We start from the raw sequence: 16,049 nt of genomic DNA, 5'->3' as shown, positions 1-16,049 counted from the left end.
TAAATCATTATATAAATAGGGAACAGTATTATCTAATTTGATAAAACGGGTGAGGTGAAAAGATGAAGAAATATTTGGTGTTGATTGAGAGAAAACCTTCTTTCACAGGCAGTTACATTCAAGGTCACCGAGAATTTTTACAGAGTTTGCGAGAACAGCAAGTGTTAATTATTGCTGGCGGATTCGAAGACCAAACCGGTGGGGCTTATGTTGTTACTGCGGTTTCCTTAGAAGAAGCCAAAAGTCTTGTAAACAAAGATCCTATGAATCAAGAAAATGAATCCATTTACACTGTTAAGGAATGGAATGCAAACTAAAATAAGAGCTTTATATGGAAAAAAAAGAAGGGGGGCTATCTTATTAGGGTGGCGCTCCTATTTATATTTAAAAGTTGTTGCCTCATTAAATTTTCAAACAGGATGTTTTGATTTTATAAGCCTCCGGACTATTGCTTTTAAACGCTGTTGGAATATAATTGCATTAGGGATGTCACAATTTTGTCAGAAATTTATACCTTGAAAATTTTGGAGGGGAATTTATTGATTCGTGCAGCAGTTGCTGGGGTTCTCGGTTTTATTTTAATGTTTCTAGAATCATTGATTGTCATGTATTTAAAGGGGTATCAAACGATTGAATTCGGTGGAATGACTCCATTTATCAATGTCTGGGCGATGAATTTCTTCTTTGTATTTGCCATCCTGACACAAGTGACAAATTGGTATCAAAATCGAAACGCTGTTGGAGAAGGTAATGAAGATAATAGTTTATAAATTTTATGCCTCACTTTGGAAGGAACTCCCAAAGTGAGGTTTTTTTATAATTTTTTCCATTAAACGCTTGATAAAACTAATGTTATTAGTTATTATAAAACTAATAACATTAGTTAAAAGGGGATGATCATAATGAGAATGATCAAAAACGGTTTTTTGTATCAAGTAACGTTCATGGCCAAGGTTTTTCCAGTCAATTGCTATTTGGTGGAGGAGGAAGAGGGATTAACCCTAGTCGATGCTGCTCTTTCCTTTAGTGCAAAGGGGATTCTTCAAGCAGCGAATCGAATTGGCAAGCCGATCACTAAAATTGTTTTAACCCATGCCCATGAGGATCACGTTGGAGCGCTTGATTTAATCAAAGCAGAATTTCCGGATGTCCCGGTGTATATTTCAATAAGAGATCACCGATTAATGAATGGCGACCGTTCGCTGGATCAACATGAAGACCCAACCCCAATTAAAGGCGGCGTTCCGAAAAGGTTACAAACGCGGGCCAATGTATTATTGAACGATGGCGATCAGGTTGGTTCTTTGACCGCAATCCCATCGCCAGGGCATACGCCCGGGTCGATGTCCTTTTTAGATAAAAGAACCAATGCGTTAATTGCAGGGGATGCATTCCAAACAAGAGGGGGCATCGCTGTAGCGGGAGATATAAACCCTTGGTTTCCTTTCCCTGCCTTTGGTACGTGGAGTAAACCAACAGCATTAGCAAGTGCAAAGAAATTAGCGGGGTTCCGACCAGCACTGCTTGCTGTCGGGCATGGCGAGTTGATAGAGAATCCTGTAGAAGCAATGGAACAGGCGATTGAAAATTTTGAGAGAAAAGTAAGAAAAGGAGCATAGCAAATGTCACCCAGACCGAAAGTAGGACTTGATTTACCAACGATTCTTGAAGCGGCAGGGGAAATTGCTGACCATTATGGATCAGTTGAGGTCACCTTGGCCAATCTGGCAAAAAAATTAAATATTCGGCCGCCATCGCTGTATAACCATTTTAATGGGCTGCCGGGACTACGGAAGGAACTCGCCATTTATGGGTTAAATCAGCTTTATGGCGAATTAGCGCAGGCAGCGATTGGGGTATCGGGGGATAAAGCTGTCATTGCATTAAGTAGGGCATATGTTCAATTTGCGAGAAGACACCCGGGAGTGTATGAATCAACATTAATGGCACCAGACCCGGAAGATGGGGAAGTTCACCAGGCAGGAGCGAAAATCGTCGAGCTTACTCTCCGAGTACTACAGGCTTATGATTTAGAGGGGGACCAAGCAATTCATGCCGTAAGAGGCTTACGCAGCATCCTCCATGGCTTTTCTTCATTAGAACAAAGAGGCGGATTTAAAATGGCATTGGATGCTGATGAGAGCCTGCTCATTATAATAAGGGCCTTCCTCGCTGGTATGGGGGATTAGCCTTCATTGTAGTGTCCACTATAAACGGACAAATAGGGCGAAAAGTCCACGAACGGTGACAGGCACCATGTGAATTCTTCACATGGTGCCTGTCATTTTCTATTGGACAAACGTTTATAGTGTCTTGCGGATTTGTTGAAAAAGCGGGTACAAACCCAAGCTTGTCTCTCGTGTGATACATATACATAGAGTACATCCTGGCAATAGGGATAGATGGAAGGGGGGAACAAGAGCGGAGTATCCACCTGAGGAGGGAGGTCGTCTCATGAAACATCATGAATTACGAACTAGTTTGAAAGGGGAAAGACATGTTTCTTCAACCGATGGTTTGGATGACCATACTCACATTTGTAGTTACACTGGTTCTCATTCTCTGGAGGCCTAAAGGAATCAACGAAGCGATTCCGGCCACGATGGGCGCGATCCTTGTGTTATTAAGCGGAAGTGTAACACTTTCCGACCTTGGAATCATCACCGAAACAATCAGTGGTGCCGCGATTACTATTATGGCCACGATCGTCATGGCGATTGTTCTCGAGAGCTTTGGATTTTTCCACTGGGTGGCGGAGAAGCTCGCTGCCAAAGCAAAGGGTTCCGGAATTCGTTTATTCTGGTACGTCAACCTTTTATGTTTTCTTATGACACTTTTTTTCAACAATGATGGAAGTATCCTAATTACCACCCCTATTCTTGTTATGTTACTCAATAATATGGGGTTGAAAAATCACCAAAAGATTCCTTATTTACTTTCTGGAGGCTTGATTGCGACTGCATCGAGTGCACCGATTGGAGTAAGTAATATTGTGAATCTAATTGCGTTAAAAATCGTTGATATGTCGTTATATATGCATACCGCGATGATGTTTGTCCCAGCCACACTTGGACTGCTTTTTCTCGTTGGTCTGCTGTTTCTAAGATTTTATAAAATCCTTCCAAAGACTGTCCCGACAAAAGTTTCAGGGCTGTCATTTCCATCCTATCATCCACTAAAACCAGGGCCGTTATATAAAACGGAAAAGCAGCGCTCCCGTTTTATGCGAAACGTTCTTTTATTCGTGTTTGCTGTCCGAGTCAGCCTATTTGTTGCTTCGTTCTTGTCCATTCCCGTATCTGTAATGGCTGTTTTTGGCTCACTTGTTCTCTTGGGCTGGAGGTGGATGTATTTAAAGGTGCCTCCAACTGATATGTTGAAAAAAACGCCTTGGTATATCATCATTTTTGCTTTTAGCATGTATGTGATCATTTACGGTCTCCATAATATCGGCTTAACCGAATGGCTGGTTGGATTTATGCGCCCGATTGTCTCTGGGAGCTTGCTCCATGCAAGTGTTATGATGGGCGTGCTTTTATCAGTCCTCTCCAATATCTTCAATAACCACCCGGCGTTAATGGTAGGAACTTTAACATTAACCAATATGGGATTGGACACGCTTACTTTGAAAGTTTCCTATCTTGCGAATGTCATTGGCAGTGATATGGGATCCTTGCTGCTCCCAATGGGAACCTTGGCAACGTTGATGTGGATGCATATCGTCAGAAAAGGAAAAGTACGCATTACTTGGTGGGAATATGTAAAAATCACAGGTGTCGTTATTCCTCCTGCTGTAATATTCACATTAGTAGTCTTATATTACTGGGTTTCGTGGATTTTTGGAGGAGCACTTCAATCATAATTGTCTATAGGAAAAAGGAGAATCATAATGAATGATTTTAATGAATTATTAGGAAAAACTATTGAGGTTGAAATTTCCGGAGGTAGTTTCCATATCGGGGTTCTCGTCGATTCCGGGCTGGACATCATTGTAATTTATGATGGCAGAACTCAATCCTTTCTCTATATTCCAGTTGTTCATATTCAAAGATTAAAAGAAATCGTGATCGAAGAGTATTATTTTGAAGGCCCCCCATCAGAAAAACCAATTGAGCTCGAAACCCAATCCATCTCTTTTCGTAAAATATTAAACAATGCAAAAGGCCGGTTTGTCCAGGTTTATGTGACAGGAAACAAATCCATCCATGGCTATTTAACCAGCATTTTAAATGACTATTTTGTCTTCCATTCACCCGCTTACAAAACGATGTTTATTTCGATGCAGCATGTAAAGTGGCTGATTCCATACCCTGAAAATGCAACGCCTTATAATTTAAGTAAAGAAAGTATTCCGCTAATACCCGCAGCTGCTCCGTTGGCCAGGACCTTTGAAGAACAGATGAAAAAATTGGAAAACCAGATGGTTATTTTAGACGGCGGTGACCATCCGGAAAAAATCGGCCTGCTTCAAAAGGTTCGAAATAACAAAATGACGATTGTCACAGCTGAAAGGGAAACGGTGTATCGGAACTTAGAGCATATTAAAACGATTCAATTGCCTTAATGAAAAGGAGATTTAGAACATTTTGCTTAGTGGAACGAAAAACGGCAAAAAATAATCCATCTTCTGTTAAACAGACAAGATGGATAAATAAATGATTCCGGATTTACAATCTGTCCGTGGCATATGGGTGCCACGGACTTTCACCATGTATTTACTATATAAGGTATGTTTTTAGCAATCACTTTGTTCCCTCTGTCTGATTCTTTGATTAATTTGGAAATAGGAAGGTAAGATAAGCTTTGTTATAATAGGGATAAGATTACAGATAAAAGGTGATAAATTTGCACAGTATCCAAAAATTAGGATTGTTAGTCGATGTAGAAACAACTGGATTAGGGCCTACTACAGATGAAGTGATTGAACTTGCGTTAAAATTGTTTTCTTATCGGGAGGATACAGGCGAGATTTTGGATGTTCTTGAGGAAGATTCCTTTTTGCGTGAGCCGTTGTCCACCACCGCCCTGAACAATTATGATCGAGCTTTTAGAGTTCATGGAATTCCTTTTGAATCGGTTAGGGGGAAAAGCTTTTATGATGTAAAAATTAAAGCCTATTTTCATCGCGCGGATTCTATATTTGCTCATAATGCTTCATTTGACCGGAGCTTCTTGGTTCATATGTACCCAGAGGTGAATGACCAGAAATGGTTTTGCACGATGCGGAATATCCCTTGGAAAAACTATGGCTTCGCAAATGGAAAGCTTTTAACTCTTTTACAATCGCATAATATCACGAATCACCAAACGCATAGAGCAATGGACGATATTACATACTTGATGGAACTGCTCAAGAAAACAAGTCCTAATGGGAATCTCTATTTACAGGAAGTCCTTGAATTCGGGCCAATGCGGAAATATCAGCCCGCTGCAGCCAAAAGGAAAATGGGGTAAGTGGGTTAGGTATTTTAAAAAACAAGAAAGTCCCTTTTTTGGCAGGGGACTTTCTTGTTTTTTATGTATCACTAGATGCGATTTTTTTAATGTTGTTTGCCTTCCGTGAAGATTTGGAAGTGTACACCAAACTTGTCGATTACATTGCCGTATGCAGGACTAAAAAAAGTTTCTTGGAGCGGCATGGTCACCTGACCGTTGTCTGATAAAGCATCAAAGAATTTTCTTGCTTGTTCCGCATCATCAGTTGTTACGCAGATTGTAACCTGTGATCCAGTTTGATGCGGCTGACCAGGAAACGTATCAGAAAACATTAGTTCCGTTTCACCAACTTTTATCGTAGCATGTGAAATACGATCCTTTGCATCAGCTGGAAGAGGGAAGTCCGGGTTTTCTGGCATTTCACCAAAGGATTGAGAAAACAGGACTTGGGCATCCAAGGCATTTTGGTAAAACTGAATCGCTTCTTTCGCATTTCCGTCCATTACTAAATAAGGAATTAAACGTACTGACATTGATCATCATCTCCCGGTTCATTTATATTTTTTTTATATGGGTAAAGATTAAAACCTAGTTCATCGATTTTACAAAAAAACAATGAAGAAACACAAATCCTATTATTACCCATAAACAAATTATATAACCAAGAACATCTGTTCGCAACACAAAAATAAAAAATATCAAGTTATGGTGAGGTTGTGAGTGTCCACCATACGCGGACAAATTTGCCTATTTGTCCACGAACGGTGTCAGGCACCGTATCTTTCTTTTACGATTTTTTTGTGGTGGATGGCGTGGCCGGCGATGATGTAGGCGATGGCACGGGTGGTGATGGGCATGTTGTTGGCGAATCCGTTATTTTCCCACGCTGTTTCCGGCATGGTTTGAATCAGACTGATGGTGGCATTTCGTGTTGCTATAAAATCGTCCAGAATATTTTTTAATGGCAGCCTCTCAATTTGTGCGCCTTTTATATAATCATTCTCATCAAATCCGGCTAAAGAAGTCTCGTCACCGCGGCCCACTCGCAGCAGGCGGTAGCTCATGATTCTCTCCGTATCTGTTATATGACAAAGTACTTCTTTAATGCTCCATTTGTTTTCAGCATATCGAAAATAACTATCTTTCTCGGATATCCCTTCAAAAAGAGCAATTGTTTCTTTTAGATCATCTTTTAGCACCTGCAAAAGTTCACCTTCAGGAACTAACTGAATATAAGGTTGATAATAAGCTGGAAATTCATTTTCATTTGGTCGCTGCAACATTTTAAAACTCTCCCTTCCCATTCGTTTAAAAAATCAATTCCTAAAACTATCCTACCACATTTTTCTTGCTGACTAAATTCCAAACCCAGCGCTCCATCATATTTAAATAAAACCCATTGAGCAATTAAAAAATCAATCTATAAATGTTACAATTAGGTGAACTTATAAATTTTTCTAAGGTGATAATAGTGTTATATTTTTTTATTTTTATCCTTCTGTGCGCAAGCCTTATTGCATTTTTTCTTTTGAAAAAAATATATGTCCCTACATCGACAATGGCAGCTGTTATGTCGCTTGGAATTATCACACAGGGAGTACTTTCTAACTTTTTCGGAATTCATTCCCTTGAAAAAATTCTCAGTGTCATCAATTTCGCTTTATGGAGTTCCTTTTCCTTTTCTATCCTGATGACTTTTTTTAACAAAAAGTTTAGGGAAATCCATTATTCCAATCCAATCAATCGGTTTGGAATCGGGACATGGGTAGCGGGAACCTCAATTTGTACGATTTTAATAGCAAAGCAGTTTACCGAATGGGCACTGATTGCCAAAATCATATCCTATTTCAATTTTTGCCTGTGGTTTTTTTATGTCCTCATTTGCATTCAAGCATTTTTCGAATTAAACAGCAAAAGGCTCAGTGAAAAAGTTCACGGCATCCTGCTCTTAACGACCGTCAGTACACAATCCTTGGTGCTTGTCATGAGTTCCGTTTACAAAAAGGTACCTATCGCCGTTGACCATTTCTTTATCATGCTCGGGTTGTGCTTCTATTTAATTAGTGCGTTTATCATCGTGAAGCGTTATCTTATGAAATCGTCCTCTTGGTCGATTGAAAAGGACTGGAATAACACCAATTGTATTCTCCATGGTGCCTTGTCCATCACAGGACTGGCTTGTATTCGATCCCAATCAGTAAATGAACAGGTAATCATCGCGATATGGGTATGTGCAGCCACTATTTTTGTGATTGTTGAGTCGATCGAAATCTATCGAATGTATAAGCGAATGAAATCTTTAGGATTAAAAACGGCAATCTTTATTTATGACTTAAGCCAGTGGAGCAGGGTTTTTACATTTGGTATGTTTTTTACTTTCACCTACATGATAGCTCCTGGCTTGTCTGCACTATCCGCCATTCAAAAAATAATTATTACGATTGGAATTTGGGCAGTTCCATGCCTGCTCATTTTGGAGGTATGCCTTTGTGCAAATCATCTCCTCCAATTCAGTCGCAATTATCCTAAGCAATATCAAAAAAACAGCGAATTAAATGCATAACAAAAGAAAGAGCTGAACCTAAAACGGTGCAGCTCTTTTTACTATTCAGCAGTAAAACATACAAGAGGTTCTCTCTAATTAAAATAAAAAAAGAACCAGAAAACCTGGTTCTCATTATCTTCTTGTTTTCACCTTCACAGCCGTTGCACTGCTTACATTTCCTGAAGGATCCTTGGCGGTCACATATAGTGTTGTGCCGGTTTTTTGTCTTGAAATCGTTGCTCTGAACTTTCCTTTTGAGTCTGCCTTCGCATACTTCAGCGTTTTTGTACGAGTTTTAATCGTGATCGCAGCTTTGGCCTCGGTTGTTCCTGTTACTACTGTGTCCCGATAAGTAACAGGATTCACCATTGGTTTAGATGGAGCAATTTTATCCTTTACGGCTAAATTAAAGGATTTGCTTGTATTGCCTATGGCATCTTTAGCATAAATTGAAAGTTTAGTTCCCGCTTTTTGTTTAGGAATCGTTACTTTAAATTTGCCCTTTGTGTCAGCAACACCTTTACCAATCACTTTTGAACTGGCTTTTACATAAATGGCCGCTTTTGCTTCAGCTGTTCCGGAAACGGATGAAGACGTGTTGGAAACTGTACCGACCTTAGGAGTAACCACAATTTTGTTTATGGTAACCTTCGTAATAGCTGAGGATTTTTGTGAGTTTGAAATAATAATCCCAAATGTATATACACCATTTGGCAGCTTTGAAACATCTAATGTCACATGCTGGTTACCGGGTTTTTGTTTAACCTCTTTTATAGGATAGGAAATAATCTTTCCAGCAGCATTTTTTACATAAACAGTTGAGGTAACATTTTCATAAACGGTATAGTTAACAGTAATTTGTCTGGTTTTAGAATTGTAACCAGAGCTAACATTTGAAATACTCGGTGGCTTCGTCGTACTCTCGGGAGCATCAGCAGATGGTGTTGACTGCTCAATCCCATTGTCATTGCTGGAGCCCGCAGGAGCAGGAGCTTCATTTACAACGCTAGAAGTGGGATTATCGGTTCCACTAGTATTATTAGGAGTACCTATATTTACTACCGGTGCAAAATCAGGGTTTGTTAACGTTGTCCCGGGATAATAAAAATTTAAAATTTCACGATAGCTCAGCCCTTGGTCGGCCATCGCTTGCGCACCCCACTGGCTCATTCCCACGCCATGGCCATTACCCAGACCTGTAACGATATAAGAAGTGCCATTTTCTTGGTAACTGGTCAATAAATAACTTTTCATTACATTAATGCCAATCATGCCACGAATTCTTGTCGCTGTAACATCTTTAAATTCAAGTGTATTTGTTTTAATTTGCTTCTGGTCATCCAGTACAAAATCACCGGTGGTTTTATCTTTTAAAAAGAAGTTCAGCTTAATCGTTGCTAATTTTACTCTGCCCCCAGCAGTTAATTGGTCGGAGAAAGATAATTTTGGGATTGAGATAATTTTAATCTCTTTGTCAGAATAGCCATTTTGGATCATCCAGCTTGTTATACTCGTAACAAGTGAGGAATCCGTTTCTTTTACCGAAGCCCACCAGTTTTGTGGATGGGATAAATCTAATGAAGAAGTGTCAATTTGTGTTTTATTTAAGGTAAAACTCTAGGGAACCTTTTTATCATATGGATCTTCTTTAATAGGATAAAACGCGAGCGGAGTGCCTCCCCAAACACTTGCATTGGATTCGGTCATTCCCCCATTACTGGCAGAGTAAAAAGCATCAATCAGCTTGCCATTATAGGTTAAGGTTTGTCCGTTTGTTTCTTCTACTGCAGATGTGCTATTTGAATTCCAGGAATAGCCGCCGTAGGCTTGGAAACTTACAGTATCGTCAAATCCGGATATTGATTTGTAACGATCCGCATAGGTTCTAGCAGCAACTGCCTGGGCCTTCAATGCTTCCTTGTTCCAAGACGCCATCATTTCATAAGGAACAACGCCTTTTAAGTAATCTTCTAATGGAAGTGTGTTAACAGGGCGGACATACGCATTGTTTTCTAATGTAAATTTCATTGTTCCGAGGTACGGGAGATTATTGATGGAGATTACATTGTTTGTTCCATATTCTTTCGGTACAGAAGTAAAGCTAGTAAACTTTGAAATCAAAGTACTATTTTCATATAAAGAGAGTGCACTGTTTTCAACTTGTACTTTATACGTTTTTCCTTCTACTAATGAAACATCCGTATCCGGAATGTCGTATTTACCTTTCACAGAAATAGTCAGTGTCTTCTGATTGCCAATGTAGTTTTTTAGCTTAACTGTCATCAACTTGACTTCCTCTGCTGATGCAATATTTATACAATTAAGTGAAGAAAGAAAAAGTAGCAGGACTAGAAAGGCAGAGCAATACTTCTTCATTTTTTTCCCCCTGATGTATATTTATAATCTATTTTGATAGTGTTATATATTTGTAATTTAACTATATTAATTTATTAAAATGGCTACAATGTTAGTTTTTTCCCTTAAGTGGATATTTCGACCAATTAAAGGATTGTAAAAGACGATAGCTAATCTACAAAAATAAATATGTTATATTGGAGAATACAGGAGGGATTTATTTGGAAAATAATCAATGGTGGAAAAAAAGTGTGGTTTATCAAATTTATCCGCGAAGCTTCAATGATTCCAATCAGGATGGAGTTGGTGATCTTCAAGGGATTATTGAAAAATTGGATTATTTGAAGCTTTTAGGTGTGGACGTTCTATGGTTAAGTCCTGTTTATGACTCACCTAATGATGATAATGGATATGATATTCGTAATTACCAGGAAATCATGCAGGAGTTCGGAACGATGGAAGATTTTAATCTATTACTGGATCAAGTTCACCAACGTGGTATGAAGTTAGTCATGGACTTGGTCGTGAATCATACTTCTGATGAACATTACTGGTTTATGGAGTCAAAAAAGTCGAAGGAAAGTCCTTATCGGGACTATTATTTTTGGCGGAAAGGGAAAGACGGAAGAGAACCGAATAATTGGGGATCTGTTTTTGGCGGATCTGCTTGGAAATATGATGAAATCACTGATGAATATTATTTACATATTTTTTCAAAAAAACAGCCCGACCTGAACTGGGAAAATCCAAAGCTACGGCAAGAGGTTTATCAAATGATGAGATTTTGGCTGGATAAGGGGATTGACGGTTTCCGGATGGACGTCATTAATTTTATTTCGAAAGAGCCAGGGCTGCCCGAGGGTGAAATTCACGATGGACAAACCTATGGGGATGGCAGCCGTTATTTTATGAACGGTCCTAGAATTCATGAGTTTTTACAAGAAATCAACGAACGGGTTTTGTCGGATTATCCGGTGATGACAGTGGGGGAAATGCCTGGGGCCTCGCCTAAGGATGCGACGCAATATACGGACCCCAATCGAAATGAGGTAAATATGATTTTTACCTTTGAACATATGGATTTGGATAGTGCGCCAGGTGGAAAGTGGAATTTAAAGCCGCTGAATCTTGTCGATTTGAAGGAAAACTTGGCAAAATGGCAGACCGCCTTACACAAAAAAGGCTGGAACAGTTTATATTGGAACAATCATGACCAACCGCGGATTGTTTCCCGTTTCGGTAATGATCAGGAATACCGGGTGGAATCGGCTAAAATGCTTGCAGCCTGCCTCCATTTCATGCAGGGGACTCCTTATATTTACCAAGGGGAAGAAATTGGCATGACCAATGTGAAATTTGAGTCGCTTGAGGATTATCGTGACATTGAAACCCTTAATATGTATGAAGAAAGAAAAGCATTAGGATATGCACATGATGAAATCATGCAATCGATTTATGTCAAAGGAAGGGATAATGCCAGAACTCCAGTGCAATGGGATGATTCCGAACACGGCGGGTTTACGAGTGGAATTCCTTGGATTAAAGTGAATCCAAGATACAAAGAGATTAATGTAACAGCTGCTTTAGAGGATCCGAATTCTATTTTTTATTTTTATCAAAAATTAATTTCTCTTCGCAAAGAGATGGACATTATCGTTGAGGGAGATTTTCAATTGCTTTTAGAGGATCATCCGTCGATATTCGCGTATGAGCGCAACTGGAAGGATGAAAGCCTGCTTGTATTCTGTAATTTTGGTGACAAAACGATAGTGATGGAGGATGAGGATTTGCTAAACCGTTTTCCTGAGTATGAGATCATCCTTGCTAACTATGATGAGGCGGATCCGAAAGAGCTGCGGTCTTACGAGGCGATTGTTTTAAAAGGTAAATAGGAATTTTGAGGTTAGATGGATAGGATTAAGGATATTTTGGGTGTTTCAGAGCGAAGAAATGTCCCAAAAACCAAAATAAAGGACATTTCCGGCCTTTACAAGCCAAGAAATGTCCTAAAAAACCTATAAGCTTTAAAATTCCAATATCATAAACCCGTTCCCAGGCAGAACAACACTAAATTCATCCCCAGAAACAACATGCTCTTCATTTTCCCAAAGGTTCGTGATCGTTTTTCCACGCAGTTCAAAAGGAACCACATACTGAGTCTCTATGCTGCTCGTATTTAAAACCACCAAAATGGCCCGGTTGCCATTGGATTTTGTATAAGCTAAGCAGCTTTCGTGGTATTCTGGCGGAATGAACGAAAGCTGACCTTCATTTGCGAGCAAGGGATTTTCTCTGCGGAGCCGAATCAATTTTTGTACATGTGCAAAAAGCTCATGATTTTGCCCAGCACTATCCCACTCCATACATTTGCGGCAGCCAGGGTCCATCACTCCTGTCATGCCAATTTCATCCCCGTAATAGATACATGGCGTACCAATAAAAGTCAATAAAAGGGTATAGATCTGCTTCACCCTTTCAATATCTTCTCCACATTCCGTTAATATTCTAGGTGTATCATGACTTCCTACCAAATTAAAAGCTACCTCATTGATATTACGAGGATACATATGAATGAAACCCGTCATATTTTCTACAAACTCTTTTGCTGATATTTTTTGCTTCGCAAATAGATTCAAGATATTGGAGGTAAATGGGTAATTCATTACCGCATCGAATTGGTCGCCACGAAGCCACGGCATTGCATCATGCCAAATTTCACCGAGAATATACACATCTGGCTTGATTGCTTTTACCTCCCTTCGGAAATCGCGCCAAAATGCGTGATCGACTTCATTGGCTACATCTAAACGCCAGCCGTCAATACCAAACTCTCTTACCCAGTAACGGCCAACCTCCAGCAAATATTCTTTCACTTCCGGGTTTTCCGTATTTAACTTTGGCATAAACGGCGTAAAGGCAAACGTATCATAATTTGGCTCCGGCTCCGTCACCAAAGGAAACTCCCGGACATAGAACCAATCTTTATAGCGGGAGTTTTCTCCATTCTTTAAAACATCCTGAAACTGTGGAAAATAAAATCCGCTATGATTAAATACTGCATCAAGCATCACCTTAATATCATTTTGATGACATACATCAATTAACTCCCTAAAGGTTTCTTTTGTGCCAAATTGCGGGTCAATCTCCATATAGTCAATCGTATCGTATTTATGGTTGGAATAGGCTTTAAAGATGGGGGTAAAGTAAATACCGTTAATCCCTAAATCTTTTAAGTATTTAACATGTTGGATAACTCCATCTAAATCGCCGCCGAAAAAATTAACAGGAGTCGGCTCAGTGCTGCCCCAAGGCAGGGTTCCTTCCGGGTCATTGTCAGGGTTCCCATTTGCAAAACGCTCCGGAAAAATCTGATACCATACTGTGTTTTTTACCCAAACAGGAGCTCGGAAAATATCAATATTATTTAAAAAAGGAAAACTAAAGTAATAGGCAGTATCGTCCAAGGGAGGATCCGAGTAAAATCCTTTTTCCGTAAAGCAGGCTGATTCAGACTCATTCGTTAGGATAAAACCGTATCGCAGCCTTTTGAAAGGGGGAGCGACGGCAATAAACCAATAATCAAACAGTTGGTCAGAACCGTTTTTTTTCATCGGTGCAGTTGTCGGCTGCCACCCGTTGTCAGCCCAAGCATATGGGTCACCATGAAGGAGAATTACTTGTTTTACGTCGTTTTTTTTCGTCCTTAGTTGAATGTGTAATTCGCCGTTTGTGCAAACGTATGCATAATTATCTTTTGGTCGGTGATAAATCGCTTCTCTTAACAATACGAATCAACTCTTTCATTTTAGTGTTAGATAAGGTTAATTTTACTAGATAATCACTAATGTTAGTAGAATTTAGTTTATCCATTTTCAAATAATATAAAAATATTTTTTTAAAAAATAGTTGTAAAATTTAATAATCCCCTTATAATGAAATTATGTTGTGCAACCGTTTTCGCAAAATGTAAGCGTTATAGTATTTTCTTCAATCTGGTGAAAACTAAGCACACCACAAAATTTTAATACTACATAAAACAGGAGGGATAGGAATGAAAAAAGCACTTTCGATTTTTATGATGATTGTCTTAATGCTCGGTGTTCTTGCAGCATGCGGTCCTAAAAGAGACGCGTCTAGCACAAAAGATAATGGCAAAAAAGAAGAAGCTGCAGCAAAACCGGAAAAACTAGTTGTTTGGGAAGATAAAGACAAATCAGGCTGGCTGAAAAAGGTTGCAGCGGATTTTGAAAAGAAAAACGGAATTAAAATTGAATACAAAGAAGTTGAAATGGCTACAAAAATGCGTGACCAATTGCGTCTTGATGGACCTGCTGGTACAGGCCCGGATATCGTTACATTACCACATGATCAAATTGGCCAGGTTGCAACGGAGGGTTTAATTGCTGAGCTAAAAGTAGATAAAAGTGTTACCGATACATTCTCTCAATCTTCTATTGATGCGGAAACTTACAATGGAAAACTTTACGGACTTCCAAAGTCCTCTGAAACACCTGTTTTTATTTACAATAAAGATTTAATGCCAGAACCGCCAAAAACAATGGATGAGGTATATAAAATCTCTAAAGATTTCACAAAAGGCGGAAAATACGGTTTCTTAGCGCTTTGGGATAACTTCTATTTCGCACATGGAATTATCGGCGGAATGGGTGGATATGTATTCAAAAATAACAATGGAACCCTTGATCCAAATGATATTGGTTTGAACAATGAAGGCGCTGTTAAAGGTACGGAGTATATTCAAAAATGGTATAAAGAAGGATTGTTCCCAAAAGGAATCATCGGTGAAAATGGCGGATCCGCTTTAGACGGTCTATTTACTGAAGGAAAAGTAGCATCTGTTATGAACGGACCATGGGCGTATAAACCATACCAGGATGCAGGTATCAAAATTGGTATGAGTGCACTTCCAACTATGCCAAATGGTGAACATATTAAAACGTTCATGGGAGTAAAAGGTTGGCATGTTTCAGCCTATTCTAAAAATCAAGAGTGGGCTACGAAATTCTTAGAATTCATCACAAATGATGAAAATGCAAAATACCGTTTCGAACAAACAGCTGAAGTTCCAACAAATAAAGCATTACTTGACGATCCCGCTATTAAGGGTAACGAAGGTGCTAAAGCGGTTGCTGAGCAATCTCAATACGCTGTGCCAATGCCAAATATCCCTGAAATGGGTCAAGTTTGGAAGCCAATGGCCGACTCGCTTCAAACGGTTGTAACCGGTAAAGCAACTCCTAAAAATGCACTAGACGATGCGGTAAAACAAATCAAAGCAAATATCGAAACTTCTAAGTAATGATTTCTCAGCAGTACCTCATCCCCCTTGAGGTACTGCTGTCTACTAAATAATAGGAGAAACTCATCAGATGCTCTGTGAGCAGAAACGACTTTGAGAATGTCCAGCTACAGCGCCAAGCCCCTCGAGGTTGCTTCGGCCCTGCCGATGAAGTCAAAGAACGACTTCACCGCCAGTTCCTCCAGCACTTGGCTACAGAAAGCTAACGCTTTCTGTACGCATTAAGGAAGACTAAGTCTCTGGCTACGCCAGAAGACAAAGTCTCCCTATATCGGGGCTGACCACTAAGGAAAACTCCTTAGAATAATCACCGCAGGAACAAGCTGTGCTTGTTCCGAAGGCGCTTCCGCTTTTCTACTGACAAAGCCTCTGAGCTTAAAAAATAGTACTTGA

At 39.6% G+C, this 16,049-nt stretch carries 14 protein-coding genes and 1 pseudogene; 10 read left to right on the top strand and 5 right to left on the bottom strand.

The annotated features are described in order from the left end of the window. The first annotated feature begins 62 nt into the window (after window positions 1-62). The 7 genes from E2K98_RS17845 (at window position 63) to E2K98_RS17815 (ending at window position 5,454) form a co-directional block, all read left to right on the top strand. Window positions 63-317 carry a YciI family protein gene (locus E2K98_RS17845; protein WP_133336466.1) on the top strand — a complete coding sequence of 85 codons (255 nt, stop codon included), beginning with the start codon at window positions 63-65 and terminating at the stop codon, window positions 315-317. Window positions 318-497: 180 nt separating this feature from the next. Beyond that, window positions 498-770: a hypothetical protein gene (locus tag E2K98_RS17840; RefSeq protein WP_235824844.1), complete on the top strand. Its 273-nt coding sequence runs from the start codon at window positions 498-500 to the stop codon at window positions 768-770. Window positions 771-902: 132 nt separating this feature from the next. Next, a complete protein-coding gene (locus E2K98_RS17835) occupies window positions 903-1,619 on the top strand; it encodes an MBL fold metallo-hydrolase (protein WP_133336462.1) in 717 nt (238 codons plus the stop codon). Between the two features lie 3 nt (window positions 1,620-1,622). Next, window positions 1,623-2,189 carry a TetR-like C-terminal domain-containing protein gene (locus tag E2K98_RS17830; RefSeq protein ID WP_133336460.1) on the top strand — a complete coding sequence of 189 codons (567 nt, stop codon included), beginning with the start codon at window positions 1,623-1,625 and terminating at the stop codon, window positions 2,187-2,189. A 308-nt stretch (window positions 2,190-2,497) separates the two neighbouring features. Further along, window positions 2,498-3,862 (top strand): arsenic transporter, encoded by a 1,365-nt coding sequence (locus E2K98_RS17825; protein WP_133336458.1) that lies wholly within the window; start codon window positions 2,498-2,500, stop codon window positions 3,860-3,862. A 27-nt stretch (window positions 3,863-3,889) separates the two neighbouring features. Further along, entirely contained in the window at window positions 3,890-4,564 is a 675-nt protein-coding gene (locus E2K98_RS17820; protein WP_133336456.1) for a DUF2642 domain-containing protein, read from the top strand. Between the two features lie 281 nt (window positions 4,565-4,845). Beyond that, the gene (locus E2K98_RS17815; RefSeq protein ID WP_133336454.1) at window positions 4,846-5,454 is read left to right on the top strand and encodes an exonuclease domain-containing protein; all 609 of its coding nucleotides are present in this window, start codon (window positions 4,846-4,848) and stop codon (window positions 5,452-5,454) included. Between the two features lie 86 nt (window positions 5,455-5,540). Here the strand turns inward: E2K98_RS17815 and E2K98_RS17810 are convergent, their stop codons facing one another. Beyond that, a complete protein-coding gene (locus tag E2K98_RS17810; protein WP_133336452.1) occupies window positions 5,541-5,969 on the bottom strand; it encodes a VOC family protein in 429 nt (142 codons plus the stop codon). A 234-nt stretch (window positions 5,970-6,203) separates the two neighbouring features. Beyond that, window positions 6,204-6,719, bottom strand: coding sequence for a DinB family protein (locus E2K98_RS17805; protein ID WP_133336450.1), 516 nt, complete (start codon window positions 6,717-6,719; stop codon window positions 6,204-6,206). 245 nt (window positions 6,720-6,964) lie between these two features. Between E2K98_RS17805 and E2K98_RS17800 the strand changes: the two genes are divergently transcribed. Then, on the top strand, window positions 6,965-7,999 hold the full coding sequence (locus E2K98_RS17800) for a TDT family transporter (RefSeq protein ID WP_165976311.1): 1,035 nt from the start codon (window positions 6,965-6,967) through the stop codon (window positions 7,997-7,999). Between the two features lie 114 nt (window positions 8,000-8,113). Here E2K98_RS17800 and E2K98_RS32080 read toward each other — a convergent pair whose 3' ends face one another. Both E2K98_RS32080 and E2K98_RS32075 read right to left on the bottom strand, forming a co-directional pair. Continuing rightward, window positions 8,114-8,611: an Ig-like domain-containing protein gene (locus E2K98_RS32080; RefSeq protein WP_268884113.1), complete on the bottom strand. Its 498-nt coding sequence runs from the start codon at window positions 8,609-8,611 to the stop codon at window positions 8,114-8,116. Window positions 8,612-9,073: 462 nt separating this feature from the next. Beyond that, window positions 9,074-10,009 (bottom strand): annotated as a pseudogene (locus E2K98_RS32075) (SpoIID/LytB domain-containing protein); the annotation flags it as partial. A gap of 548 nt (window positions 10,010-10,557) precedes the next feature. Between E2K98_RS32075 and E2K98_RS17785 the strand changes: the two are divergent. After that, entirely contained in the window at window positions 10,558-12,228 is a 1,671-nt protein-coding gene (locus E2K98_RS17785) for a glycoside hydrolase family 13 protein (protein ID WP_133336442.1), read from the top strand. A gap of 132 nt (window positions 12,229-12,360) precedes the next feature. On the opposite strand, the gene E2K98_RS17780 is transcribed toward E2K98_RS17785, so the two are convergent. Further along, window positions 12,361-14,121: an alpha-glycosidase gene (locus E2K98_RS17780; protein ID WP_133336440.1), complete on the bottom strand. Its 1,761-nt coding sequence runs from the start codon at window positions 14,119-14,121 to the stop codon at window positions 12,361-12,363. Between the two features lie 266 nt (window positions 14,122-14,387). Between E2K98_RS17780 and E2K98_RS17775 the strand changes: the two genes are divergently transcribed. Next, complete coding sequence (locus tag E2K98_RS17775) at window positions 14,388-15,656, top strand: extracellular solute-binding protein (RefSeq protein WP_133336438.1); 1,269 nt, start codon at window positions 14,388-14,390, stop codon at window positions 15,654-15,656. The last annotated feature ends 393 nt before the right edge of the window (window positions 15,657-16,049 follow it).

The organism is Bacillus salipaludis (assembly GCF_004358205.1).
Note: the sequence above shows the minus strand (reverse complement) of the source record. Positions and strands in the feature narration are given on the sequence as shown.

Excerpts from the sequence above, each read along its gene's own strand:
- E2K98_RS17845 (WP_133336466.1), top strand. The coding sequence starts at position 63 with ATGAAGAAATATTTGGTGTTGATTGAGAGAAAACCTTCTTTCACAGGC.
- E2K98_RS17835 (WP_133336462.1), top strand. The coding sequence starts at position 903 with ATGAGAATGATCAAAAACGGTTTTTTGTATCAAGTAACGTTCATGGCC.
- E2K98_RS17830 (WP_133336460.1), top strand. The coding sequence starts at position 1,623 with ATGTCACCCAGACCGAAAGTAGGACTTGATTTACCAACGATTCTTGAA.
- E2K98_RS17825 (WP_133336458.1), top strand. The coding sequence starts at position 2,498 with ATGTTTCTTCAACCGATGGTTTGGATGACCATACTCACATTTGTAGTT.
- E2K98_RS17820 (WP_133336456.1), top strand. The coding sequence starts at position 3,890 with ATGAATGATTTTAATGAATTATTAGGAAAAACTATTGAGGTTGAAATT.
- E2K98_RS17810 (WP_133336452.1), bottom strand. The coding sequence starts at position 5,969 with ATGTCAGTACGTTTAATTCCTTATTTAGTAATGGACGGAAATGCGAAA.
- E2K98_RS17805 (WP_133336450.1), bottom strand. The coding sequence starts at position 6,719 with ATGTTGCAGCGACCAAATGAAAATGAATTTCCAGCTTATTATCAACCT.
- E2K98_RS17775 (WP_133336438.1), top strand. The coding sequence starts at position 14,388 with ATGAAAAAAGCACTTTCGATTTTTATGATGATTGTCTTAATGCTCGGT.